The following is a 23,783-nucleotide window of genomic DNA, read 5'->3' as shown; positions in this document are numbered from 1 at the left end:
ATTTTCTCATGCTGGGACGGAGGGGCTCCCTAAGATGGCGGGATGCGCCAGAAACCGCCTGTCCCCGATGCGGGTTACCCGTCCGGCACCCCTCCCGGTACCCCCGTCGGCACCCCCTCCGGCATGTTCCGCGCCCGGCGCCGCTGGGTGCGGCGCGGGAACTGGCGGCTGACGCTGATGCTGCTCGTCGTCTGGGCGCTGGTGACGTTCGCGGTGGCGTATTTCGCACGCGCGCTCAGCTTCGACTTCTTCGGCTGGCCGTTCAGCTTCTGGGTGGGATCCCAGGGCGCGCTGATGGTCTACGTCGCAATCGTCGTCATCTACGCGATCGTCATGAACCGCCGGGAGGCGGACGCCGGGGTGCAAGACCCGGCACCGTATTTCGATGAGATGGAGGCGAAGCGCCCGGAGAAGGAGCGCTCGGGACCGATCACGGGGTTCTGAGGGACCGCCTACCTGCCTGGGCCTGGGCGTTGGCCGCCGAGGTATGAGGCCCCGGAGTCAAGCTCCGAAACCTCACACCTCACCGTCCCCAACCACCGCCGTCCTTCCCCGGTTTTGCTACCGAGGACTGCGGGTCAGAAGGGGGAGCCTTCCTGCTTGGCGGCGGCAAGTTGCGCCTGCAGCTCCGCGACTTGCGCGCGCAGCTTGATGTTCTCGTCCTGCAGCGCGCCGACCTGCGCGCGCAGGAGGGCGACCGCCGGATCGGCTTCGAGTTCACCATCCTCGTTGGTCGGCACGTCCAGCAGCGCGACCGCAACCTCGGCCACCGCATCGCCCGCGGCCTTCTTGCCGACCTTGGACTCGCGCACGCGCTTGGCAGCCTGACGCAGTTCCTTCTTGCCGCCGGCGGCGGCCGCGGCCTGTTCCTCGGCGGGCAGGTCGGCGATCACGGCGGCCGCGCTGATCGAGACTTCGCCCGACTTCACGGCGGCGACGAGTTCCGGCGCGGCGGCCTTCTGGATCTTCTCGATCTGCGTGACGGTGGCGCTGCTGATGCGCGCGGCGCGCGCGATGGCTTCGCGGCTCTTCAGCGGCGGAGCGTCGGGCACGGGCGTGGCGGACGCATCGGCGGCGGGCGCCTCGGGCGCGGGGTCGTTGAGGACGGCCAGCCGGCGCGCTTCCATGATCTCCTTCTTGCGAAGGGCGAGCACGCCGCGCTGGAAGTCGGAGACGCTGCGGCGGCCCAGATGCTGGTCGATCATCCACAGGTGGACGTCTTCCATGGACTTGAAGCGGGTGTTCTGGACCGTCTGGAAGGGGATGCCGTGCTTGGTGCAGATGCCGTGGCGGTTGTGACCGTCGACCAGGATGTCGCCCCAGAGCACGAGCGCGTCGCGGCAGCCTTCGGCGAGGATGCTGCGCTCCAGCGCGGCGTGTTCGTCCTCGGTGAGGGGATCGATGTAGGCCTTGAGTTCTTCGGTGACGATGATGTTCATGGGGACGGGCAGCGGGACGGCGGGGAGGCGGAGCCGACCGGGCGGGACCCGGTCGACGAGGTGTTCAGGAGGGGCGGTTTGTGCGAAATGCGCGCAGGTCGCGCGGGCGACGGACGACGCCGGAAAAGGGCGGCATTCTGCCTAACTCGCGACGCTAACCTGTCGCACCCCGAGCACGAGCGTCGGATATCCCACGGAACCCACCCCCAGATGAGCGCCCCCCGATGAGCGAGATGACCGAGATGAGCGAAGCGATCCCTGCGCCGTCCGATCCGCTGTCCAGCGGCTGGGACTACGCGTCCCCCCATCGGCTGACGGTGAGCCCCCAGGCGGCGGACATCGACGGTCTGAATCACACCAACAACGCGGTCTACGTGAAGTGGTGCGAGCAGGTGGCGTGGTCGCACTCGGTGGCGCTGGGGCTGGACATCGAGGACTACCGGCGGCTCGACCGCGCGATGGCGATCCGGCACGGCGGCTACGACTACCTGCTGCCGTCCTTCGAAGGCGAGGCACTGGTGCTGGGCACCTGGCTGACGTCCGGGGACGGGAAGCTGGCGATGGAACGCCGCTTCCAGCTGCGCCGCGCGAGCGACGGCCAGACGCTGATGCGCGGCCGCTGGGAGCTGGTCTGCATCGACATCAGCGGCGGCCGCCCGAAACGCATGCCGCCGGAATTCATCGCGGCGTATCAGGCAGCGGTGGTGTCGCAAGACTAGGCGCAAACCTCGCTCTTGCCCCCTCTCCCGCTTGCGGGAGAGGGTAGGGGTGAGGGCCAGCGGCCGTGGCACTGCACCGACCCCGCCCCTTGCGGGGCCCCTCACCCCCGCCCTCTCCCGCAAGCGGGAGAGGGAGTGAGAATGCACCGCGCTGACCTGGAGACCCGGTCGCCTTCCCTCGGCTAGCCGAGAAACTCCTGCACCGCCTGGGCGAGCGTCTCAGGCTGGTCGTGATGCATCATGTGCGCCGCCTGCTGGAGCGTGACGCGCTGCAGGTCCTTCACGACGCCGAGCCGGCTCTCGAAATCCTCGCGCGGATAGCGATCTCCCCACCACTGCGAGAGCTTGGTCTCGCTACCCTCGACCCACAGCGTGGGCGCCTCGATGCGCGACCAGCAGGCGAGGGCCTCGGCCTTCTTGTAGAGCACGGGATTGGTCCGCTTGTGCGCGGGGTCGCCGAGGATGTGCCAGCGGCCGTCCTCGCCCAGCTTCGACCAATGCGGCGCGAGCCACGCGGCCTTGTCGGAGGAGAGCCGCGGATTCGTCTTCATCAGCCGCTGCGCGACGCCCTGGACGCTGTCGTAGGTCTTGAGGCTCTGCGGCTCCTTGAGCTCGTCGAGCCAGCTCGCGAGCCGCGTCGGCGCCATCTCGGGCGTCGTCTCCGGCAGCCCGAATCCTTCGAGATTCACGAGCTTGCGCAGCCGCTGCGGCCGCACGCCCGCATAGGTCATCGCGATGTTGCCGCCCATGCTGTGACCGAGCAGGTCCACGGGCGCGTCCGGACTGACGGCATCGAGCAGCGCATCCAGATCGCCGAGGTAGTCCGGGAACCAGTACGCGTCGCTGCCATTGGAGTCGGTGAGCCCGAAGCCGCGCCAGTCGATGGCGACGACGCTGCGGTCGTCCCGGAACGCGTCGACCATGAACTGGAACGACGCACCGACGTCCATCCAGCCGTGGACCATCACGAGCAGCGGCCGTTGCCCGTCCGGCTCGGGACCCCAGCGCAGCACGTGGTGGCGCAGGCCGCGCAGCTGCATGGACCCGCTGCGATGCGGACGGCGGACGGTGTACTCGGAAGCGGGCGCGGAACTCGTCTCGGTGCTCATGGGGCGACTTTAGTGCGACGCGGGTCGGCGCGCTTTCGCCATGGAGACAATGGCGAGCCTTGAGCCCAGCCAGGGTGCCGCAGCGCTCTACTCAAACGTGTCGCACTCTGGGGAAGATTCATTCGCCCCGGCGGCTCGGCGTTGAAATTTGGCAAAGCATCCCGGCGGCAATGTGGGAATCAGCGATGGAAGGCTCCCGGGGCAAACTGGATCCGAGCCTGCACGCAGCTCGTCGTTGCTGTATGTGCATCGGGTTCGTTTGGCGCCGTCATGGACAGCAACGAATGCCCCTCGCGAATACTCGAACCGCCCGATCAGTTGAGAGCCGGTCTTTGTGCGCCCCCAGATGGACTGGCAGCCGGAGAAACGGTCCCCGGCGTCCTTCGCTCGCGGATAGACAAGCAGTAGCTCGCCCATGTGCGCCTCCTCGCCTGCCGTCGGCGGAGGCTCCGACATCTTGCACGTGTCGGGCGCAGCGTTGGCCGAATGCGCAACAGCGACGATGACTGAAGCGGTCAAGGTGCGTGAGAACATCGGGCCGAGGGGCATGACGAGCTTCAGGATCTTCTTCATGGAGCGATTCTAGAAATCCCTTCGAGCACTTCCCTCACTGAACTGTCACGTGGGAAAGCCCTCACCCCAGGTGATGTCCGGCACGAACGCCAGGAACCTGTCTCGATCGGCCCGTTGGGCGAAGAGCCACTCGTTGAAGCCGAAGTCGTAGTCGGTCTTTTCAATCCAGTGGGATCGCCATCCCCCTTCATGGCTGTGATCGCCGGTCTGGCGGCACACGGGATAGTAGGACTGGTACTGGTAGCACGGGCCACGAGCCGGCCCGAACTGCTCCCAGCACCAGCGGTTCGCGAAGTCCATTTCCGGGTACGCCACCTGGAGCACAACGCTGTACGGAAACTCTGCCAAGCGAAGACGGCGTTCCTCGGTCTCCGCATCGCGCGCCGCCTGGGCGTCGGCTGTGCCCACGGGGTAGACCTCGTCGAGGAATTCTTCGAATGTGGAGAGCATGGAGTCGGCAGTTTAGGCAAACTCGGCCGACCTATGAAGCATTCAAGTAGAACGATCGGACTCGCGATGGTGCTGCTCGCGCCGTTCTCCGCAATGGCATCGACGGATGCGCTCTGCGGCGCCGACGAGACCACCAAGTACAACTGCCTGATGGGAGAAAACGTGGCCTCTTTGTGCGCCGCACCGGATAGCGGCGAGACGCAGATGTTGACCTATCGATTCGGGACCAAGGAGAAGGTGGAGCTCGAATACTCCGCTACACCGGACAACGGCAAGACGTTCTTCGCGTTCTCGCAGCAGATCGATCCGCGAGCTCGGATCAACCAGGTCTGGTTTGATCGCGGTTCTGTCCGCTATCTGATGACCGAATGTTCAGGCGGAAACTGCGTCAGCGATGGACGTCTGTCGGTGCTGCGTGGCGACAAGGTCGTGATGAATGCGGAATGCCGCAATCCTCTCTCTGCCCCGCCGTCCTTCTCGCGAGATCTCGTGCAGTTCGGACCGCGTCGCGAGGACGCGCGATCCCTCAGTCGACTGCTGAAGTGGGAAGAGGCTGCAAACCCGGTCGAAGAGCTCTATCAGACCGAGTCGAAGAAGCGCGGCGACTGAAAGCTCTCAGCACGTCATGCGCGCACCGACGCATACACGCTGGTGCTTCGAGACACGCCGTCCGGCGTGATTCGATCGTTGCGCAACGTCCCTTCGAACTGCATGCCGATCGCTTCGCAGACCGCTCGGCTTCCCACATTGGCCTCATCAGGAAATGCCTCGACGCGTCGTGCGCCGAGCCGGTCGAACGCGTAGCGCTTCAGCTCGGAAGCGGCCTCCGCCATCAGACCTTGGCGCTGCCGACTGGTGCGGCACCAGAAGCCGAGTTCGAACTTGGGAATGGTCCAGTCGATCGAGTGCAGGCTGAGACTGGCCACCAGCGCGTCCTCCGCATCGAACGCCAGGTACACCAGCGACGAGCGTTTGACGAACGCCGCAGCGCTTTCCCTGCAGTACATCTCGGAGGCCTCGACCGACGGCTCGAACACCGCCCAGGGCAGCGACGCCGGCCAGGCGCGCAGCGCGGCCAGCGTTTCGACGACGGCCTCGTGGACCAGCGCGCCGTCGCCGGCTCTGGGCGTGCGAAGCAGCATCCGGTCGGTCTTCAGTTCTGAAGCGACTTCGCGCAGGAGGGGATCGAGAGGCATGGGCGGCGGTCGAAGCTGGCGAAAATGAGTCCCGTATCTTCACCGAGTCCGGAACGTTTCAATGACCGCCACGCCTGACGCCTACCTCCTCCGCCCCGCGCGCCCCGACGACCTGACCGCGATCGTCGGCCTGATCGGCGAACTCGCCGATTTCGAGCACCTCACGCACCTGATGGACGTGACGCCGGAAAAGCTGCTCCCGCATCTCTTCGGCGAGCGCCCCGTCTGCGAGGCCATGGTCGCCGAACACGAGAGCGGCACGGTCGTCGCCTTCGCGTTGACCTTCACCAACTTCTCGACCTTCCTCGGCAAGCCGGGGATGTACCTCGAAGACCTGTACGTGCAGCCCGCGCATCGCGGCGCGGGCCTGGGCAAGCGCATGCTGACGCGCCTGGCGCAGATCGCGATCGAGCGCGACTACGGCCGCTTCGAATGGTGCGTGCTCGACTGGAACGAGAACGCCATCCGCTTCTACGAGAAGATGGGCGCGACCATCATGCCGGACTGGCGGCTGTGCCGTCTGGCGGGCGACGCGCTGGCGCGCTTCAAGGGCTGATCGGATCAGCCGGCCGCGCGCCGGCCGGTCACTTCAACCAGTCGTTCAGCAGCTCCGGCGGGCGCGCGATCAACGCGCGGTCGTCCTGGACGACGATCGCCCGCTGCAGCAGCTTCGGGCGGTCCGCGACGGCCTGAAGCAGCTGCGTGTCGGTCAGCGAGGCGTCCGCGAGATTGAGCTCGCGATAGTCGTCCTCGTTGTCGCGGACCATCGCGCGCACCGGCGTGCCGAGCTGCCGATGCAGCGTCTGCAGCTCGGGCAGCGTCAGCGGCGTCTCCAGGTACTCGACGACCTCGGGCGTGAGGCCGCGGGACTCCAGCAGTGCGAGCGCCTCGCGCGACTTGGAGCAGCGGGGGTTGTGCAGGATCTTGAGCGTCATGCGGACCAGTGTAGGAGCCACGATCCGGATATCGATATGCGGATCGCCCACCGCCCGTCCCATGCACCTCTGACGGGCGGCGCCGTCCACGCCAGGCACCGACTTGGCGCTACGGGCTTTCCATGACGACCGGCCAGGACCCGCTCGCTAGCATCCACGCTCTTGTTCCAGACCAGGATGGAGACACGATGACCGGCAAGACCGCCAAGGACGCCGGCCCGGCCGACGGCATCACCGTGCCCCCCGCGGCGACGCGTGCCGCGCCCGACGCCTACGCGCTGATCCACGGCGCCTTCCGCTGGCAGGTGCCCGAGCGGCTGGCCATCGCCGAGTTGTGCTGCGGCCGATGGGCCCGCGAGACGCCCGATGCGCCCGCCGTCTTCTTCGACAGCGACAGCGGCTGCCGCGCCCAGTACTCCTTCGGCCAGTTGCAGCGCGCGGCGAACCGGCTCTCCAACGCGCTCAAGCGACTGGGCGTCGAAGCCGGCGACCGCGTCGCGCTCGTGCTGCCGCAACGCTTCGAGACCGCCGTCGCGCACATCGCCATCAACCAGCTCGGCGCGGTCGCGATGCCGCTGTCGATGCTCTTCGGTCCCGACGCGCTGGAGTACCGTCTCAAGGACAGCGAGGCCAAGGTCGCGATCGTCGAGGGCGGCGCGCTCGACGCGCTGCGCACGGCGCGCGCCGCCTGCCCGTCGCTGCGTCACGTGCTGGTCGTCGGCGAGTCCGATGCCCACGAGGGCGAAGCCGGCTGGATGGCGGCGCTGCAGGCCGAGGATGCGCGCTTCGCCGCGCGCGACAACGCCGCTGAAGACCCCGCGATCCTGATCTACACGAGTGGAACCACCGGCGCGCCCAAGGGCGCCTTGCTGCCGCAGCGCGCGCTGCTCGGCAACCTCACCGGCTTCATTGCGAGCCAGAACTGGTTCGGCTTCGATCCTCACGATCCGTCCGTGCGCAGCGAGGCCGTGTTCTGGAGCCCCGCCGACTGGGCCTGGACCGGCGGCCTGATGGACGCGCTGCTGCCGTCGCTGTGCTTCGGCCGGCCCATCCTCGGCTACCAGGGCCGCTTCTCGCCGGAGAAGGCCTTCGAGCTGATGCAGCACTACCGCGTCAGCCACACCTTCCTGTTCCCGACCGCGCTCAAGGCAATGATGAAGGCCGTGCCGCATCCTGCCGAGCGCTACACGCTGCATCTGCAGGCGGTGATGAGCGCCGGGGAAGCCGTCGGGGACGCCGTGTTCGACTGGGGGCAGCGCGAGCTGGGCGTGACGATCAACGAGATGTTCGGGCAGACGGAGATCAACTACGTGGTCGGCAATTGCGCGCGGCTGTGGCCGGCGAAGCCGGGCAGCATGGGACGCGCCTATCCCGGTCACCGCGTGGCCGTCATCGACGACGAGGGTCAGGTCTGTCCGCCCGGGCAGATTGGCGAAGTGGCCGTGCATCGTCGCGACGCGCAGGGCGCGCCGGATCCGATCTTCTTCCTCGGCTATTGGCGCAACGAAGCGGCCACGGCCGCGAAGTTCACCGGTGATCCGATGGACAGCTGGTGCCGCACCGGCGACCTCGCGAGCGCCGATGAGGACGGGTATCTCTGGTATCAGGGTCGCGCCGACGATCAGTTCAAGGTCGCGGGTTATCGCATCGGACCCGGCGAGATCGAGAACTGCCTCGTGCGCCACGAGGCCGTCGCCAACGCCGCCGTCGTGCCCAAGCCCGATGCCGAGCGCGGCGCGCTGGTGAAAGCCTTCGTCGTGCTGGCGCCGGGCCGGCAGCCGTCGGCCGCGTTGACCGCGGAGCTGCAGGACTTCGTCAAGCAGCGGCTCGCGCCCTACGAGTACCCGAAGGAGATCGAGTTCCTCGACGCGCTGCCGATGACGACCACGGGCAAGGTGCAGCGGCGCGTGCTGCGGCAACTCGAAGTTGATCGCGCTTCAGGACTCGCCGTCTGATCCGTTGACTGCCCAGGCCGCTGGCCCTCACCCCCGCCCTCTCCCGCAAGCGGGAGAGGGAGTGAGAATGCACCGAGCCATTCGAAGCAGGAGCACTGGGGTGGCCCCCTCTCCCGCACTGCGGGAGAGGGTTGGGGGTGAGGGCCAGCAGCCTCACGCACGAACCAGCAGTCAGGCCCCCGGCCGCTCAACTCGCGCGCGAGTTGCGCAGCTTCACGTAGAGCTTGGTGTTGCCGCCCGGCTGCGGCTGCAGCAGCGCCGCGTCGGGCCATTGCTCCTGGCCGGTCAGCACCGTGCAGGCGCGCGAGGGCTTGCCCTTGGGCGTCTCCGGCTCGCGCTGCTGCGCCTCGGAAGGCAAGGGCAGACGCAGGCGCTGGCCGCCCTCCGTCCAGTCGAGGTTCCACTGCGCCTGGTCGCTGCACACGATGACGCCGTCGATCTGCGGGAACATCCAGCGCACATACCAGGGCAGCAGCTCCGTGCGCAGCCGCTGCCCGACCGACACGATGCGGCGCACCGTGGCCATGTCCAGCATCTCCGGCGGCGTCGCGAGGTCGATGCTCAGCCGCACGCCCAGGTCGCCCTTGGGCACGTTGGTGCCGAAGTCCATGTCCTTCACCCTCTGCTCGGAGAAGGTCGGCAGGTCGAAGCGGCCCTTGTCGTCGACGGGGATCGGGATGTAGTCGTCGTCGCTCATCAGCGCGAGCTTGGTCCCGGCCGGCGGCGGCTTGGACGAGTCCTTCGCGTCGGTCAGCACGAAGCGGCTCACGAACAGGCCTTCGCCCTCGGTGCGCAGCTTCGACAGCAGATCGTTCAGCCGCTTGTAGGGGAAGGAGGCGCCGCGCTTCATGTCGCTCTGGACCGAGGGCAGGGCGATCGCTTCGGAGGCCGGCGGGGCCGCGGCGGCCGGCGCCGGATCGGCCGTCGCCGCAGCGACCGGGTCGCAGGCGGCCAAGGCGCCGATCAAGGCCAAGGCGAGCACGGCGACCGGAAAGCGGCGCGCCGCACGGGTGAACTGCTGGGGTTTCACTTCGACTCTCTCCCTCTGTCGCGAAACGGATGTCGCGGATGTCGCGAATGCGATCTGCGCTGAACGGTGCGCGGCCGGTGTGGGTTGACGACGCGTGTCCCGCGTCGAGGCGTCATCGACGGCACTTGCCCCGCGCTTCGGCCAGCACCCAGAACGGCAGGCTGAGCAGGCCCGCCCCGGCGCCGGCGAATTCGCCCTTCAGGCAGTCCCCGCCGGCGCCCTTCATCATCTCGTTGCCCAGCTTGGTCGACGCGTCGATCTTGTCGGGCGCGAGGCTGGCGGTGTCCGCGCGCTCGGCAAGCAAGGGCTGGCCCTGCGTCGACTGCCGGACCGCGCGCTGCGTCGCCGAGCCGTACATCAGGTCGCGACCCGTCGGACCTGTCGAACCGGATGCGGCGGACGCCGGCGTGGGCGCGGCCACGATCACGGTAGAGCGCGGCTCGTCCTCATGACGATCGACGTCGGGCCGGGGCGCTTGAACACGCGCGGAAGCACGTGTCGACGGCGCGACCTCGCGCGGCGACGCCTTGGGGTCAGGATTTGCCGGGCGATCCGGAATTCGGGCGACTGACGTCTTCGTCGTCGGCGCCGGCTTGGGCAACGGCGGCAGCTGGATCGTCACCATCCGGACCGACGAGCGGCGCTGCTCGCGGTGCGACTCCGCCCGGTGCCACGCGTGCTGCAGCCAGCCGATCAGCGCGACGTGCAGCAGCAGGACCGCGCCGATCGCGAGCGCGCGGGGGCCGAAGCGACGCTTCGATCCGCGGCGTTCGTGAGGACCAGGAACATCAAGCGCCGCCATCGGATCCTCCGTCCTCGGGCTCGTCGCCCGGCTCCCAGGCGAGCAGGTCGCCGGGTTGGCACTGCAGCACCGCGCAGATGCGCGACAGGGTGTCGAAGCGCACGCCGCGCACCTTGCCGGACTTGAGCAGCGAGAGGTTGGCCTCGGTGATGCCGATGGCTTCGGCGAGCTCCTTGGAGCGCATCTTGCGCTGCGCGAGCATCACGTCGAGTCGGACGACGATGGGCATGGGGGCGGGGTCCTCGGCGGGTTCCTGGGCCGGTCCGTTCAGACGAACTCGGCGTTCTCCTGCGCCATGCGCTGGGCCTCGCGCATCACCATCGCCATCGCGATCAGCACCAGGCCCAGCAGCAGCACGACGTAGTGCTGGCTGCCCAGGTGCACCGACAGCATCCGCTGACCGGGCGGGTTGCCCAGGGTCAGCGCGAGGATGGAGGCCGTGTCCGTCAGCGGCATCACCAGCGCCATCGCCGTCACCGACTGGCCCAGGCGCCGCAGGTGGCGCGTCGCGCCGTCGGTGAAGACCTCGCCGCGCAGGTAGGCGCCGAAGAGCCGGAACAGGCACAGCAGCGCGAACAGCGTCAGCAGCGCCTGCGGCAGGTTGACCGCCAGGCCCCAGGCGCGCGAGACGGCGTCGAATTGCATGGGGCAGTCCAGGCACCAGTCCTTGCGCGCGGTGCGCTCGACCAGGCCGCGGTCGGTCCAGAAGATCGCGTGGAAACCCACCACCACCGCCATCGCGAACAGCGCCATCGCACGCACGCAGTGGGCGATCCAGCGGATGCGCCGCAGGCCGGCGGGGAAAGTCGTGTCGCTCATGGTCTTACCGTGGGGTGGCAAGAAATTACTGTAAAACAATAATTTCATGGCGGCAATGGCGGCGCGTGTAAAGGCGGTGCGAGACACCCGTCAGGTCACCGCGCGACGATCGCCCGGCCATCGCGCCCGGCGGCGGCGACGGCGCATCCGCTCATGCACACTGGTCTGTTGCGGCGCGCCGTCCCCGACCGAGCCGCGCACGATATGGAGAACAAGATGGAACGCGTCACCCTCGGACAGTCCGACCTCTCGGTCAGCCGCATCGGCCTGGGCACGATGACCTTCGGCGAGCAGGTCGACGAGGCCGGCAGCCAGGCGCTGCTCGATCGCGCGGTGGCCGCCGGCATCAACCTGCTCGACATCGCCGAGATGTACCCGGTGCCCGCGCGCGCCGACAGCTTCGGCCGGACCGAGGAGATCATCGGCCGCTGGCTGAAGGCGCGGCCCGGGATGCGCGAACGCGTCGTCGTCGCGACCAAGGTCGCCGGGCCGTCGCGCGGCTACGACTGGATCCGCGACGGCAGCATGGACCTCACCGGCGCGCAGATCGTGCAGGCCTGCGAGGACAGCCTGAAGCGGCTGCAGCTCGACACCATCGACCTGTTCCAGATCCACTGGCCGGCGCGGCATGTGCCGATGTTCGGCGGCGTCTACTTCGAGCCGGCGAAGGACAAGCCGGTCGCGTCCATTCACGAGCAGCTGGAAGCGCTCGCGCAGTTGCAGCGCGCGGGGAAGGTCCGCCACATCGGGCTGTCCAACGAGACGCCCTATGGCGTCGGCGAGTTCGTCCACCTGGCGGCTCAGCACGGCCTGCCGCGCATCGCCAGCGTGCAGAACGCCTACAGTCTCGTGAACCGGATCGTGGAGAACGGGCTGGACGAGGCGCTGTACCGGCATCAGGTCGGGTTGCTGGCGTATTCGCCGCTGGGCTTCGGCTCGTTGACGGGGAAGTACGACCAGCACGGATTGGCTGATCCCGCCAAGCCGGGCCGGCTGGCGATCTTCGAGAGCATGAAGAAGCAGCGTTGGGCTCGACCGGAGACGCTGGCCGCGGCGCGGCGCTACAACGCGCTGGCGGCGGAGCTGGGCATGACGCCATCGACGCTGGCGATCGCATGGGTGAGCTCGCGTTGGCAGACGGCGAGCACGCTGATCGGCGTCACCACGGCGGCGCAGCTCGACGAGAACATCGCAGCGTTCGGCCGCACCCTCGACGCCGAGACGCTCGCCCGCATCGACCGCATCCGCTGGGAAATCCGCGACCCGGCGCAATGAGCTTCCGTACTGCCGCCGCCGCTGGCCCTCACCCCCACCCTCTCCCGCAAGCGGGAGAGGGAGTCCGACCGGCTCCCCTCGCAGCGGCGGCGCTTCTTGCACCTACTCTCGCTCGCGAGCAATAGAACCATCCGGTCAGCTCGGTGCATTCTCGCTCCCTCTCCCGCTTGCGGGAGAGGGCGGGGGTGAGGGGCGCGCGCAGCGCGCGGGGTCTAGGCAGTCAACGGGCCAGCAACTCGAACGTCCCGTCAGCAAGCCGCTGACCATTGACCATCACCTCGATCGCATGCGTGCCCGCGTAGTGCGTGCGCGTCGTGAAGTTGCGCAGCGCGCGGCGGATGCGGATGGGCGTCGACGCGCCGGCTTCCAGCTCCACCGTCTTCAGCTTGAACACCTTCGGCGACGCGCGGCCGTTCTTCTTCACGTAGTGCACGGCATAGTCGACCACCAGTCGCTGCGTGATCTCCGCGGTCGATCGCAGCTCGAAGGCGATCTCGATCTCGCCGCCGATCGCCACGCGCGACGGCTCGATCGCCAGGCGCTCCACGACGGCCAGCGCGCCGTCGCTCGCCCCGATCAGCTTCAGCGCCCGGGCGTCGCCCTGCTTGATCCGTGATCGCAGCGCGTGCTTGACGATCCACGCGCTGCGCTCGTCGGCGAGGTCCCAATCCCCCACGTGCGCGAAGACCCAGTCCGCATGGTCCTTGGTGATGTCGTTCAGGTTGTTGGCGACGGAGCGCCGCACGTAGAGGCTGTCGTCGGCGCGCAGCGCCTGGAGGATCTCCGCCAGCGGCGCCGGATCCGCGACCAGCGCATCGAGCCGGAATGACCACGGCAACCTCGGTCGGCTGCCTTCACTGGCGAGGCGTCTCACGTGTTCGTCGCGATCCGTTGTCCAGCGCGTCATCGTCTTCAGCGTGCCGGCCAGGTCCTGACGCAGGAAGGGGCGGATCGCGAATTCCGCGGTGCCATGCGCGGTCATCCGCTTGAGCGCCTTCAGCGACGCCGCCGGATCGTGCAGCCCGTAGCTCGCGACGAAGTCGCACAACCCCATGTTGACGAACGCCCCACCGGTCTTCGGCGCCGCCGCGACGACGGCGTCGAGCTTGTCCGCGAAGCTGCCGGGCAAGGCCGCATCGAGCGCCTCGGCCACGCGATGGACGCGTTGCATGATCGACAGCGGCGACAGCCCGTCGGTCGCGACGGCCATGAAGCGCTTGCGCTGGAAGCCCGGCGTCGATTCGGCGAACACGGACGCCAGCGATCGCAGCGCGGTCTCGCCGATCAGGTCCTTGAGGTTGTAGCTGGAGGTCGAAGCGGCGTCCGTCATGGGGGCTCGGTGAACACGAAGTGCGCCGCAGCGTAGCGCGGTCGCCGCCATGGGGTGTCAGGAGGCGGGAGGCCGCGCGGCGCTCGTGCGGCGCGCGCAGCAAGCTCGTACAAGCCGCCGCCGCGGCCAGCGCGGACAATCGCGGCATGAGCAAGAAATCCGCCCATGTCAGCGAGACGCTGGCCACGCAGATGCTGCGCCAGCACAAGATCGCGTTCGGCGAGCACGTCTACGACTACGTCGATCACGGCGGCACCGGCGAGTCCTCCAAGCAGCTCGGCGTGCCCGAGCACGAGGTCGTCAAGACCCTGGTGATGCAGGACGAGAAGGCGCAGCCGCTGATCGTGCTGATGCACGGCGACTGCACGGTCAGCCTGAAGGAGCTCGCCCGCCAGATCCCCTGCAAGAAGGTCGAGCCCTGCAAGCCCGACGTGGCCCAGCGCCACAGCGGCTACCTCGTCGGAGGCACGTCGCCGTTCGGGACGCGCAAGACGATGCCGGTCTTCGTCGAGTCCAGCGTGCTCGCGCTGCCCCGCATCCTGATCAACGGCGGGCGCCGCGGTTACCTGATCAGCCTCGAACCCCGGGTTTTGACGGAGCTGCTCGAGGCCCGCCCGGTCGAGTGCGCGCTGAAGTCCGGGGCAGAATAGCGCCCCATGCAAAGTGTCCTGTTCCCCTTGTTGGCTGTCGCGGCCGGGTATCTGATCGGCTCGCTGTCCTTCGCGGTGATCGTCAGCCGGCTGATGGGCCTGTCCGATCCGCGCAGCTACGGCAGCGGCAACCCGGGCGCCACCAACGTGCTGCGCTCCGGCAACAAGGCCGCCGCCATCCTCACGCTGGTCTTCGACGCCCTCAAGGGCTACGTCCCCGTGCTGCTGGTGCTGAAGTTCGGCGGCCCGTACGGCATGGAGGAAGGCACCGCCGCGCTGGTCGGCCTGGCGGCCTTCATCGGCCACCTGTGGCCGGTGTTCTTCAAGTTCGTCGGCGGCAAGGGCGTGGCCACCGCGGCCGGCGTGCTGCTCGCGATCAATCCGTGGCTGGGCCTGTCCGTGCTCGGCGTATGGATCCTGATGGCGGTCGTCTTCCGCTACTCGTCGCTCGCGTCGCTGTCCGCCGCCGTCGCCGCGCCGCTGCTGCAGATGCTGGTCTGGGACGTCGGTCCCGAGCTGCCGGCCATCGCGCTGATGAGTCTGCTGCTGATCTGGCGCCACGCCGCCAACATCAAGAAACTGATGGCGGGCACGGAAAGCAAGCTCGGCCAGAAGTCGGCGCCGGCCCCCGCCGTCCCGGCCGCCAAGTCGCATCGCCATGAGCAGTCGCGCGAGAAGCGCGAGCACAAGCATTCCCCCAAGCCTTCCCACAAACCCAAGCACCCCAGCAAATGAGCAACATCGAACGCTTCGACGTCGGCCCGCGTCTGTCCGAGATGGCCATCCACAACGGCGTGGTCTACCTGGCCGGCCAGGTCCCCGAGGACGCCACCGCCGACGTCAAGGGCCAGACCGAACAGGTGCTGGCGATGATCGACAAGCTGCTGGCCCGCGCCGGCAGCGACAAGACCAGGATCCTGCGCGCGCAGCTCTACATCGCCGACGTGAAGGACCTGGCGGGCATGAACGCCGCCTGGGACGCCTGGGTGCCGGCCGGCCACACGCCGCCGCGCGCGACGGTCGAAGCCAAGCTGGCCAAGCCGGAGTGGAAGATCGAGATCGTGATCACCGCGGCCGTCTGAGCCTGGTCGAGGTCAGAGGCCTGAGGCCTCTTCATGAAAACGCCGGCTTCGTGCCGGCGTTTTGCATGGGGCCTCGAATGGGCGACGGGCGTCGATCCCGCTCGCGATGCCGGGCTCCAGTCACTCGTCGGCTTGCGCCTCTTCGAGTTCCAGGCCCAGACAGGCCGGATCGCCGCAGCCGCGCCGCACGAGCACCGGCGGTTCCGCGGTGAGGTCGACGACCGTGGTCGGCTTCATCGGGCAGGCGCCGGCGTCGATGATCAGCTGGATCAGCTTGTCGTAGCGGGCGGTGATCTCTTCGGGGTCGTTGATCGGCTCGTGCTCGCCGGGCGGGATCAGCGTGGTGGCCAGCAGCGGACCGCCGATCAGCGCCAGCAGGTCCTGCGTGACGCGGTGGTCCGGCACGCGCAGGCCGATGGTGCGGCGCGACGGGTGCGACAGGCGCCGCGGCACTTCCTTGGTCGCTTCCAGGATGAAGGTGAACGGCCCCGGCGTGGCCGTCTTGATCATCCGGTACTGCTTGTTGTCGACGCGTGCGTAGCTGCCGAGCTCGCTGAGGTCGCGGCACAGCAGGGTCATGTGGTGCTTGTCGTCGACGCCGCGGATGCGGCGCAGGGCTTCGGCGGCGGCCTTGTCGTCGAGCTGGCAGACCAGCGCGTAGCTGGAGTCGGTCGGGATCGCGCCGATGCCGCCCTGGCTCAGGATCTGCGCCGCCTGGCGCAGGAAACGGGCCTGCGGGTTGTCGGGATGGACTTCGAAGATCTGGGCCATGGTCCTCACCTGTGGCAATCGGCGTGCGAGCCGATCAGTGAGCCGGTCTGCGCCGGCGGAGGGTTCCCGAGAGAGTTGCCGCCCGCTGCGTGGCGGACGGTCGTTCGCGGCGGCGTGCGCCTATCGGTCCGGCCAGTGGATGCGGTGTCCGAGCGCGCCCCACACCGGTTTCAACCGGCCGGAGAGGTGTTGCTCGAGTTTGCCGACGTCCACGCGGCTTTCCTCCGGGCTGTGGAAGTCCGAGCCGCGCGACGCGAGCAGGTCGAATTCCAGCGCCGTGTCGGTGTACTGGACCATGTCGCCGCTGGTGTGGCTGCCGGTGACGACCTCGATGCCGCGCCCGCCGTGGGCGATGAACTCGGTGATGAGCGCGTATTCCTCGGTCGGCGTGAAGCCGTAGCGGCCCGGATGCGCGATGACGGCCAGCCCGCCGGCATCGACGATCCAGCCCACCGCATCGCGCAGCGCCGCCCAGCGGTGCGGCACGTAGCCCGGCTTGCCTTCGGTGAGGAAGCGGCGGAAGACCTCGGGCACGTCCGAGCAGTGGCCGGTCTCGACCAGGAAGCGCGCGAAGTGGGTGCGGGAGATCAGCTCCGGATTGCCGGCGAACTTGAGCGCGCCTTCGTAGGCGCCGGGAATGCCGGCCTTGGCCAGATCGTCGGACATCTCCTTCGCCCGCGCGCCGCGACCGCCGCGCGTGGCGCGCAGGCCGGCGACGATGCGTGGGTCCTCGTGGTCGAAGCCCAGGCCGACGATGTGCACCACCTTGCCGGCGAAGGTCACGGAGATCTCGACCCCGGTCAGGTAGGGCAGCCCCGCCGCCTTCGCCGCCGCCATCGCGCGCGTCTGGCCGCCGACCTCGTCGTGGTCCGTCAGCGCCCAGAGCTCGACGCCGTTGGCCTTGGCGCGCGCGGCCAGGGCCTCGGGCGCCAGCGTGCCGTCGGAGACGGTCGAGTGGCAGTGCAGGTCCGCGTTCGTCTGCGCGTGCAGCGCGATCCGGCTGATGCCGTCGGACGCGGCGGCGCGAGCCGGCGGCGTGTCGGTGGGGGCGGAGGAGTCCGGCAGGGCCGGTGGAACGGCGAGAGGGGTGTTCACCCCACCGATTCTAGGAGCGGCGCCATGTCCGTGACGCCAGCACCGGATCGACGGCGGTCGACGAAGTAGCGGCTGGGGCCGGTGCCGCACTTGGCGACGTGCTTGGGCTCGGCCAGCGCGGCGGACAGGGCGCGCACGCTCTCGAAGGCGCCGGGCTGCACCTGGATCACGCCGGCGCTCAAGGTCGGCAGCGGATTGAAGGATTCCTGGTTCTGCCGGTTCAGCGTCACATAGCCGCCCAGCGCCTGGTGTTCGGCGGAGAAGAAGGGGCGGATCTGGCGGTCGAACTCGCGGCACACGCGGGTGACGCGGGCGGTCCAGTCCGGCGAGCCCAGCACCATCACGAAGTCGTCGCCGCCGATGTGGCCGACGAAGTCCACCGCCGGGTCGGCCGCGTCCTGCAGGATCTGCGCGCAGAGCTTGATGATGTCGTCGCCGGCGGCGTAGCCGTAGACGTCGTTGAAAGGCTTGAAGTGGTCGATGTCCCAGGCGACGACGACGAACTCGCGCGCCTCGTGCAGCAGCGCGTCCAGGTGCTGGTCGGTGGGCACGTTGCCGGGCATCAGCGTCAGCGGGTTGGCGTAGCGGGCGCTGTGGACCTGCAGGTCGGACACGGCCTTGAGCAGGTCGGTGCTGCGGCCGGTGCCGAAGTACTCGCCGTTGCGGGTGACGATGAAGCCGTCGACCATCAGCCGGTCGTCCAGGCTGGAGATCGCGTCGCTCATCTCACGCAGCGAGGTGCTCGCGTCGAAGATCAGCGGCTGGGGATCCATCAGCGCGGTGCAGGAGCGCTTCTCGTGGATGTCCATGAAGTAGCGCTCGGCGCTGCGCTTGAGCACCTGCAGCGAACGCAGGATGCCGATGGGCCGGTTCGAATCGTCCAGCACCGGCATCGAGAACAGCTGTTCGTCGCGCTGGAACATGTCGGCGACGGTCTGGCAGTTGAGCTTGGGCGTGACGGTGTGGCTGCGGCGGGCCAGTTGCGCGGCGGTGGTGATCGCGTCGGGCGGCAGCCGCATCCAGTCGGCGTTGCGGCGGCGGTGCTCGGGCGCGAGCAGCGCGTCCACCTCGGCCCGCAGCGCGGCGCGCGGGGCGGCGCTCGGGCGGGCGAGCAGGTAACCCTGGCAGACCGGCACGCCCAGCCGGCGCAGCACGGTCAGGTCGCTCAGTTGCTCCAGGCCTTCGGCGACCACGGTGCAGCCGGAGCTGGCGGCCATCTCGAGGATGGAGCGCACGAACTGCTGCTTGAGCGGTTCCTGCGCGATGCCGTCGATGAAGTGGCGGTCGATCTTGACGAAGTCCGGGCGGATGTCCATCCAGCGCTTGAGGCTGGCGAAGCCTTCGCCGAGGTCGTCCAGCGCGACGACGAAGCCCAGTTCGCGCAGGCTGCGCATGCTGTCCTGCAGCCGTTCGGGTTCGAGGATGGGACGCGTCTCGGTGAGCTCGATGACCACGCGCGAGGCGGGGAGGTCGAGCTGCGCGAACTCGCGCGCGATCAGCGCGCCGCGGTCGCTGGTGGCCAGCAGCGTATCGGCGGTGAGGTTCAGGAAGAGCTGGCCGGGGAGGTTGAGCTCCTTGAATCGGCGCAGCGCGCGGCGCACGACGATCCGTTCCAGCTCCACGAGCCGGCCCAGCCGCGCGGCGGTCTCGAACAGCACCAGCGGCGAATGCAGCGGCGTATCCGCCGGCCCGCGCGTCAGCGCTTCGTAGCCCAGGATGTGCGCGCGCTCGACCTCGACCAGGGGCTGGAAGTGGATGTCCAGCGCGCCGTCGCGAATGATGGCGGACAGGGCGATGCTCAGCGGGTCGGGCGGTAGCAGATGGGTGGTCGGCATGGGGAGACACCACGACGGACGGTGCGCCGTGTGGTGTCCCCATTCTGGGTGGCCTCTATGTCATAGCTTTGACAAACTGTTACAGCAGGGGTCAGGTGTGAAGTCTGGCGCGCTTCACGGCTTCTGCTTGCTGAAGTCCCGCTCCGGGAACAGGCGGGTCGTGAGCGCGCCCAGGCTTTCGTGGACGACGTCGACGTTGGTCTCGTCGATGACCAGCTTGGCGATTTGCGGGCTCAGCGCCTTGCGCAGCAGGCCCAGGAAACGCGGCGCGGCGACGATGCGCAGTTGCGTGACCTCGCCGTTGTTGTAGCCGTCGTCCAGCGTCTTGGCCACGCGCGCCGCGAAGCTGATCGCTTCCTGATGCGACGCGTCGACGCTGGCCGACGAAGTCACGCTGTTGCCGCGACGGCCCTCCGCGTCGCGGCGCAGGTCGGCGTTGTTCGCATGGGCGGCGGCGTCGCTCAGCGTCGTGACGTCCTCCAGGTCGCCGCCTTCCTCCGGCAGCTTCAGCAGACGCGCCACGCCTTCGTCGGCCACCAGCACCCACAGCTTCCCATCGTCCTTGTATGCGGTCATCTTGATTCCTTCGATTGAGTTCTCGTCGAGACCAGGGCGGCAATCGCCGTACCCATCACCGGCGTCGCTGGGGAAATACCGGTGGAAAGGGTCTTCCCGGTCATGGTCCACTCCCCGTTCAAAGAACAGGCAACGGGAAATCGGGAGGAACATGACGAACAAGAACGATCGACGCCGCGCGCTGGGACGGCTCGCAGCGCTCGCACTGCCGGTCGCCACGGCCCTGCTGACCGGCTGTGCGGCCAGCAACGTCGCGCCGACCTATGCGCCCAAGGTGGAGTCGGGCAAGGGCGTGCTCGTGGGGTCCATCACCTACACGGGCCCGATGGGCAGCTATGGCTTCACCATGCGGCCGGTCGAGGGCAACGGCCCCTCGACCAAGATCGCCCACGGCAAGTCGATGATCATCAATCCGTTCGAGATCCGCGAGCTGAACCGGATCGACCCCGACTTCAAGTCCCGCGGTTCGCTGTTCGCCGTCGAGATGCCGGCGGGGCGCTATGTGCTGGAGGAATGGGCCATCGACGTGGGCGCCGTCCACGTCCGCTCGACGGGGATCATCAACGACGTCGTGATCGACCTCGAACCCGGCAAGGCCGTGTACCTGGGCAACTACCACTTCGTGGCGGACCGGCAGTTCATGAACCTGATCTCCGGCGGACGGGTCACGCTGACGGAGAAGTTCGAGCGCGATGAAGTCGCCTTCCGCAAGCGCTATCCCGGCATGGCCGACACGCCATTCAGCTCCGCGATCCAGCCAGGCACGAAGATCGACAATTTCGGCGGAACGACCCAGACGCGCATGGACCCCATCTACGTGCCGGTCATGCGTTGACCGAGGGGCACGCTGTGGGCGGCCAGGCGGGCGGACCGTCCGGCATGCGGTTTGCCCGACGGCCCCACCTGCGCGTCTCGGGCGCGAGCCTTTCCGCGAGTGAGCAAGCCCATGGACACCGACCCCTCCACAGCCGCCGTCAGCCTCCACATCGTCTGCCCCTCCTGCGGCGCGAAGAACCGCGTGCCGCGCGAGCGCTTGAGCGAATCGCCGGACTGCGGCCGCTGCAGCACGCCGCTGATGCAGGCGCAGGCCGTGGACCTCACGCCGGAGGTGTTCGACAAGTTCATCGCCGGCACCGAACTGCCGGTCGTCGTCGATTGCTGGGCCGAGTGGTGCGGCCCCTGCCGGATGATGACGCCGCAGTTCGAGAAGGCCGCCGCGATGCTGCCCGAGGTGCGCTTCGTCAAGCTCGACACCGAAGCCGCGCCTCAGCAGAGCGCGCGCTACGGCATCCGCAGCATTCCCACGATGCTGCTGTTCCTCGACGGGCAGGAGATCGCCCGCGAGTCCGGCGCGATGCCGGCCCAGGCGATCGTGGAATGGGTGCGCCAGCAACTGCTCGGCTGAGCGCCCCGGCGATCTACTCCGCCATCGCTTCCACGACCATCTGCACGCGCTGCTGACCCTGGAACTCGTCCAGGCTGAGCCGGTAGGCCAGCGTGACCTGCTCGGGCAGCTGTTCGGTGTGGCCGAACCAGATGGCGTCACGGATCCAGGCGCCCTGGCGCAGGCGCAGCTTGAGGTGGCGCTCGCCGACGATGCGCTGGTTCACGACCTGCACGCGGTCGCAGAAGAGCGGCGCCTCGAAGGCCTGACCCCAGACCTGCGCTTCCAGTTCCTGGACCGTCTCGGCGCAGAAGGCCTCCGGCGGCAGCGGACCGTCGGTGCGCAGCGTGCGGGTGAGCGAGGCCTCGTCCAGCCACTCGCGGGCGACGTCCTCGAACGCGGCGCGGAAGGCGTCGACACCGCCGGGCCCCAGCGTGCAGCCCGCCGCCATCGCGTGGCCGCCGAACTTCTTCAGCAGCTCGGGATGACGCTTGGACACCAGGTCGAGCGCATCGCGTAGGTGGAACCCGGGAATCGAGCGGCCCGAGCCCTTGAGCTGGCCGTCCGCGCCCTCGGCGAAGACGAAGACCGGGCGATGCAGTCTGTCCTTGATCCGCGAGGCCACGATGCCGACCACGCCTTCATGGAAGTCGGCGTCGAACAGCGCCAGCGCGGGCGGCGGCGCGCCGTTCAGGCGCGGGTCCGTCATCAGGCGTTCGAGCAGCGCGAGCGCCTGCTCCTGCATGCCGGCTTCGATCTCGCGACGCTCGCGGTTGATGCGGTCGAGCTCGCGTGCGAGCGCCAGCGCCTGCTCGGAATCGTCCGTCGTCAGGCAGGTGATGCCCAGCGTCATGTCGTCGAGGCGACCGGCCGCGTTGATGCGCGGTCCCAAGGCGAAACCGAGGTCGAAGCTGTTGGCGCGCGACGAGTCGCGGCTCGCCGCGGTGAAGAGCGCCTGCACGCCCGGCTGCATCCGGCCGGCGCGCATCCGGCGCAGGCCCTGCGCCACGAGGCGGCGGTTGTTGGCGTCGAGTCTCACCACGTCGGCGACGGTGCCCAGCGCCACGAGGTCGAGGAGCCCGTCCAGCCGAGGCGGCGCGTCCTCACCGAAAGCGCCGCGCCGGCGCAGTTCGACGCGCAGCACCGTCAGCACGTAGAACGCCACGCCGACACCCGCGAGGCTCTTGCCGGGGAAGGGGCAGCCCGGCTGGTTGGGATTCACCAGCGCATCGGCGTCGGGGACCGTCGGCTGGCCGTCGGCGGTGACCGCGGGGAGGTGATGGTCGGTGACCAGGACCTTCAGGCCGAGTGCGCGCGCGAAGGCCACGCCGGCGTGGCTGGCGATGCCGTTGTCGACGGTGACCAGCAGCGTCGGTTCGTGCTTCAGCGCCAGCTCGACGATGGTGGGCGTCAGCCCATAGCCGTGCACTGCGCGGTCGGGCACCACGTAGCTGACCGTGCCCGGCTTCGCGCCCAGCAGCGCCAGTCCGCGCAGCATCACCGCGCAGGCCGTCGCGCCGTCGCAGTCGTAGTCCGCGACGATGCAGATGCGATCGCCCGCGGTGATCGCGTCGGCCAGCAGCACCGCCGCCTTGTCGATGCCGAGCATGCCCAGCGGCCCTTCGGGCGGCAGCAGGTGCTTCAGGTCGGGATCGAGCTCGTCGCGCGACAGCACGCCGCGGGCCGCGAAGAGGCGCGACAGCAGCGGCGAGAAGCCGGCTTCCTGCAGCGCGTGGGCGGAGTCCGGCGGGACGTCGCGGGTCAGGAGGCGGGGGCTGCTCACAGGGGCTCCACGGCGGTGGCGACGGACGCGCTTGTCGACGCGAACTTGTCCTTCAGCCGCTGCCAGGCGCCGGCCGGCTGCCGTCTCCAGGTGCGGGCCAGGCGCTCGCCGCTCAGCGTCAGCGAGACCGGTTCGCCCGAGCGCGCCGCGGTCAGCGCCTGCGCGATCGGGCCCTGGTCCAGCGCTTTCCAGCCCTCGCTCCACGCGTAGAGGTCGCCGGTCAGCATCGGCGTGCGCAAGCGGTCGTCGACGATCAGGTCGGCCGGCAGCGCGTCGCCGCGCTCGCGCGCGCCGCCGCCTATCCAGACGGCGTTCAGCGGACGCAGGCCGCGCTGTTCGCGCGCCTGGTTGAGCGGGTGGTCGTGCAGCAGCATCTGCGCCTCGTTGAGCAGCGTGCGCAGGCGGCGGGCGCGCGGGTACCAGGTCTCGACGCCGCGGTTGAGCACGCGATCCGCGCTGGCCGCTTCCAGGCCGTCGAGTTCGTCGTGTGCGATCGCCCATTCGCCGCTCGCCAGCCAGGCGGTCCGCCAGCCTTCGGCGGCGGGGAACAGCGCGGTCGTCAGCGCATCGAGAAAGGCGCGCGACTCGGCGTCGTCCAGGCCCAGCGTCTCGGGACCGAGCGCGGTGACTCCCTCGGTGCCGATGGCGAAGTGGGCCGGCGTCAGCAGCGCCCAGGCGGCGCCGGCGGGGTCCTGTCCGGCGGCGCGCACGCGCCAGGCGGCGACCGGCGGATGGTCGTCGGCGACGCCGCGGCGGCGCGCCAGGAAGTGGTCGTGGGGGGGCAGGGGGGAGGTCTCGTCGGCATCGCCGACGTCCTCCACCGGCGCCAGCAGCCCGAGCAGGCGGCTCAGGTTGGGCAGCTCCAGCTCGCGCAGGGCGGCCTCGAAATGAGGGTCCAGCGAACCGGCGAAGGGGATCATCAGGTGCATGGCGGGGGATTATCGGCGGTCCGGTCATCAAGCTTTCATCCAGGGT

28 protein-coding genes are annotated in these 23,783 nt (G+C 69.0%); 11 read left to right on the top strand and 17 right to left on the bottom strand.

Translation table 11 applies throughout. The annotated features are described in order from the left end of the window. Positions 1-42: 42 nt before the first annotated feature. The gene (locus ACQZ13_RS23195) at positions 43-444 is read left to right on the top strand and encodes a DUF4212 domain-containing protein (protein ID WP_431048261.1); all 402 of its coding nucleotides are present in this window, start codon (positions 43-45) and stop codon (positions 442-444) included. 134 nt (positions 445-578) lie between these two features. On the opposite strand, the gene ACQZ13_RS23190 is transcribed toward ACQZ13_RS23195, so the two are convergent. Beyond that, entirely contained in the window at positions 579-1,439 is an 861-nt protein-coding gene (locus tag ACQZ13_RS23190; protein ID WP_431048260.1) for a plasmid replication/partition related protein, read from the bottom strand. 224 nt (positions 1,440-1,663) lie between these two features. On the opposite strand from ACQZ13_RS23190, the gene ACQZ13_RS23185 reads away from it, so the two are divergent. Next, on the top strand, positions 1,664-2,158 hold the full coding sequence (locus ACQZ13_RS23185; RefSeq protein WP_431048259.1) for an acyl-CoA thioesterase: 495 nt from the start codon (positions 1,664-1,666) through the stop codon (positions 2,156-2,158). Between the two features lie 182 nt (positions 2,159-2,340). Here ACQZ13_RS23185 and ACQZ13_RS23180 read toward each other — a convergent pair whose 3' ends face one another. From ACQZ13_RS23180 to ACQZ13_RS23170, 3 genes are all read right to left on the bottom strand, one after another. Further along, positions 2,341-3,267 carry an alpha/beta fold hydrolase gene (locus ACQZ13_RS23180; RefSeq protein WP_431048258.1) on the bottom strand — a complete coding sequence of 309 codons (927 nt, stop codon included), beginning with the start codon at positions 3,265-3,267 and terminating at the stop codon, positions 2,341-2,343. An 87-nt stretch (positions 3,268-3,354) separates the two neighbouring features. Beyond that, positions 3,355-3,840 carry a hypothetical protein gene (locus ACQZ13_RS23175; protein WP_431048257.1) on the bottom strand — a complete coding sequence of 162 codons (486 nt, stop codon included), beginning with the start codon at positions 3,838-3,840 and terminating at the stop codon, positions 3,355-3,357. 45 nt (positions 3,841-3,885) lie between these two features. After that, positions 3,886-4,290 (bottom strand): hypothetical protein, encoded by a 405-nt coding sequence (locus ACQZ13_RS23170; protein WP_431048256.1) that lies wholly within the window; start codon positions 4,288-4,290, stop codon positions 3,886-3,888. A 66-nt stretch (positions 4,291-4,356) separates the two neighbouring features. Here ACQZ13_RS23170 and ACQZ13_RS23165 point away from each other — a divergent pair, with 66 nt between their 5' ends. Further along, positions 4,357-4,899 (top strand): hypothetical protein, encoded by a 543-nt coding sequence (locus ACQZ13_RS23165; RefSeq protein ID WP_431048255.1) that lies wholly within the window; start codon positions 4,357-4,359, stop codon positions 4,897-4,899. Positions 4,900-4,913: 14 nt separating this feature from the next. On the opposite strand, the gene ACQZ13_RS23160 is transcribed toward ACQZ13_RS23165, so the two are convergent. Continuing rightward, a complete protein-coding gene (locus ACQZ13_RS23160; RefSeq protein ID WP_431048254.1) occupies positions 4,914-5,486 on the bottom strand; it encodes a GNAT family N-acetyltransferase in 573 nt (190 codons plus the stop codon). Positions 5,487-5,547: 61 nt separating this feature from the next. On the opposite strand from ACQZ13_RS23160, the gene ACQZ13_RS23155 reads away from it, so the two are divergent. Beyond that, positions 5,548-6,042 (top strand): GNAT family N-acetyltransferase, encoded by a 495-nt coding sequence (locus ACQZ13_RS23155; RefSeq protein ID WP_088408762.1) that lies wholly within the window; start codon positions 5,548-5,550, stop codon positions 6,040-6,042. A 28-nt stretch (positions 6,043-6,070) separates the two neighbouring features. On the opposite strand, the gene arsC is transcribed toward ACQZ13_RS23155, so the two are convergent. After that, on the bottom strand, positions 6,071-6,421 hold the full coding sequence (arsC, locus tag ACQZ13_RS23150; protein ID WP_431048253.1) for an arsenate reductase (glutaredoxin): 351 nt from the start codon (positions 6,419-6,421) through the stop codon (positions 6,071-6,073). Between the two features lie 188 nt (positions 6,422-6,609). On the opposite strand from arsC, the gene ACQZ13_RS23145 reads away from it, so the two are divergent. Beyond that, positions 6,610-8,376 (top strand): acyl-CoA synthetase, encoded by a 1,767-nt coding sequence (locus ACQZ13_RS23145; RefSeq protein ID WP_431048252.1) that lies wholly within the window; start codon positions 6,610-6,612, stop codon positions 8,374-8,376. A gap of 187 nt (positions 8,377-8,563) precedes the next feature. On the opposite strand, the gene ACQZ13_RS23140 is transcribed toward ACQZ13_RS23145, so the two are convergent. The 4 genes from ACQZ13_RS23140 to ACQZ13_RS23125 all read right to left on the bottom strand — a co-directional run bounded on the left by ACQZ13_RS23140 (position 8,564) and on the right by ACQZ13_RS23125 (position 11,027). Further along, positions 8,564-9,406, bottom strand: a complete 843-nt coding sequence (locus ACQZ13_RS23140; protein WP_431048251.1) for a hypothetical protein — start codon at positions 9,404-9,406, stop codon at positions 8,564-8,566. A 112-nt stretch (positions 9,407-9,518) separates the two neighbouring features. Further along, positions 9,519-10,208: a hypothetical protein gene (locus tag ACQZ13_RS23135; protein WP_431048250.1), complete on the bottom strand. Its 690-nt coding sequence runs from the start codon at positions 10,206-10,208 to the stop codon at positions 9,519-9,521. Then, a complete protein-coding gene (locus tag ACQZ13_RS23130; RefSeq protein WP_088408757.1) occupies positions 10,195-10,437 on the bottom strand; it encodes a helix-turn-helix domain-containing protein in 243 nt (80 codons plus the stop codon). The genes ACQZ13_RS23135 and ACQZ13_RS23130 overlap by 14 nt, the downstream gene beginning before the upstream one ends. A 38-nt stretch (positions 10,438-10,475) precedes the next feature. Next, the gene (locus tag ACQZ13_RS23125; protein ID WP_431048249.1) at positions 10,476-11,027 is read right to left on the bottom strand and encodes a DUF2975 domain-containing protein; all 552 of its coding nucleotides are present in this window, start codon (positions 11,025-11,027) and stop codon (positions 10,476-10,478) included. A 216-nt stretch (positions 11,028-11,243) separates the two neighbouring features. Here ACQZ13_RS23125 and ACQZ13_RS23120 point away from each other — a divergent pair, with 216 nt between their 5' ends. Then, complete coding sequence (locus ACQZ13_RS23120) at positions 11,244-12,302, top strand: aldo/keto reductase (protein ID WP_431048248.1); 1,059 nt, start codon at positions 11,244-11,246, stop codon at positions 12,300-12,302. Between the two features lie 220 nt (positions 12,303-12,522). Here the strand turns inward: ACQZ13_RS23120 and ACQZ13_RS23115 are convergent, their stop codons facing one another. Next, complete coding sequence (locus tag ACQZ13_RS23115; protein ID WP_431048247.1) at positions 12,523-13,632, bottom strand: DNA alkylation repair protein; 1,110 nt, start codon at positions 13,630-13,632, stop codon at positions 12,523-12,525. A 146-nt stretch (positions 13,633-13,778) separates the two neighbouring features. Here ACQZ13_RS23115 and ACQZ13_RS23110 point away from each other — a divergent pair, with 146 nt between their 5' ends. From ACQZ13_RS23110 to ACQZ13_RS23100, 3 genes are read left to right on the top strand one after another with little or no spacing between them, the layout of a single operon-like run. Next, on the top strand, positions 13,779-14,282 hold the full coding sequence (locus tag ACQZ13_RS23110) for an aminoacyl-tRNA deacylase (protein WP_431048246.1): 504 nt from the start codon (positions 13,779-13,781) through the stop codon (positions 14,280-14,282). 6 nt (positions 14,283-14,288) lie between these two features. Beyond that, on the top strand, positions 14,289-15,017 hold the full coding sequence (gene plsY, locus ACQZ13_RS23105) for a glycerol-3-phosphate 1-O-acyltransferase PlsY (protein ID WP_431048245.1): 729 nt from the start codon (positions 14,289-14,291) through the stop codon (positions 15,015-15,017). Continuing rightward, positions 15,014-15,364: a RidA family protein gene (locus ACQZ13_RS23100; protein WP_431048244.1), complete on the top strand. Its 351-nt coding sequence runs from the start codon at positions 15,014-15,016 to the stop codon at positions 15,362-15,364. The genes plsY and ACQZ13_RS23100 overlap by 4 nt, the downstream gene beginning before the upstream one ends. A gap of 120 nt (positions 15,365-15,484) precedes the next feature. Here the strand turns inward: ACQZ13_RS23100 and ACQZ13_RS23095 are convergent, their stop codons facing one another. From ACQZ13_RS23095 to ACQZ13_RS23080, 4 genes are all read right to left on the bottom strand, one after another. Continuing rightward, on the bottom strand, positions 15,485-16,135 hold the full coding sequence (locus tag ACQZ13_RS23095; protein WP_431048243.1) for an L-threonylcarbamoyladenylate synthase: 651 nt from the start codon (positions 16,133-16,135) through the stop codon (positions 15,485-15,487). Between the two features lie 120 nt (positions 16,136-16,255). Continuing rightward, entirely contained in the window at positions 16,256-17,125 is an 870-nt protein-coding gene (locus tag ACQZ13_RS23090; protein ID WP_431053364.1) for a 3',5'-nucleoside bisphosphate phosphatase, read from the bottom strand. Between the two features lie 101 nt (positions 17,126-17,226). Then, complete coding sequence (locus tag ACQZ13_RS23085) at positions 17,227-19,065, bottom strand: bifunctional diguanylate cyclase/phosphodiesterase (RefSeq protein ID WP_431048242.1); 1,839 nt, start codon at positions 19,063-19,065, stop codon at positions 17,227-17,229. Between the two features lie 114 nt (positions 19,066-19,179). After that, entirely contained in the window at positions 19,180-19,641 is a 462-nt protein-coding gene (locus ACQZ13_RS23080) for a host attachment protein (RefSeq protein WP_431048241.1), read from the bottom strand. Between the two features lie 151 nt (positions 19,642-19,792). Here ACQZ13_RS23080 and ACQZ13_RS23075 point away from each other — a divergent pair, with 151 nt between their 5' ends. Both ACQZ13_RS23075 and trxC read left to right on the top strand, forming a co-directional pair. Next, a complete protein-coding gene (locus tag ACQZ13_RS23075) occupies positions 19,793-20,476 on the top strand; it encodes a hypothetical protein (RefSeq protein ID WP_431048240.1) in 684 nt (227 codons plus the stop codon). Positions 20,477-20,587: 111 nt separating this feature from the next. Continuing rightward, the gene (trxC, locus tag ACQZ13_RS23070) at positions 20,588-21,046 is read left to right on the top strand and encodes a thioredoxin TrxC (protein ID WP_088408746.1); all 459 of its coding nucleotides are present in this window, start codon (positions 20,588-20,590) and stop codon (positions 21,044-21,046) included. Between the two features lie 13 nt (positions 21,047-21,059). On the opposite strand, the gene recJ is transcribed toward trxC, so the two are convergent. After that, on the bottom strand, positions 21,060-22,808 hold the full coding sequence (gene recJ, locus ACQZ13_RS23065; protein WP_431048239.1) for a single-stranded-DNA-specific exonuclease RecJ: 1,749 nt from the start codon (positions 22,806-22,808) through the stop codon (positions 21,060-21,062). Continuing rightward, positions 22,805-23,737 (bottom strand): hypothetical protein, encoded by a 933-nt coding sequence (locus ACQZ13_RS23060; protein ID WP_431048238.1) that lies wholly within the window; start codon positions 23,735-23,737, stop codon positions 22,805-22,807. The genes recJ and ACQZ13_RS23060 overlap by 4 nt, the downstream gene beginning before the upstream one ends. Positions 23,738-23,783: the final 46 nt, after the last annotated feature.

Source organism: Roseateles sp. L2-2 (assembly GCF_050613215.1).
Taxonomy (GTDB): Bacteria; Pseudomonadota; Gammaproteobacteria; order Burkholderiales; family Burkholderiaceae_C; genus Roseateles; species Roseateles noduli.
Note: the sequence above shows the minus strand (reverse complement) of the source record. Positions and strands in the feature narration are given on the sequence as shown.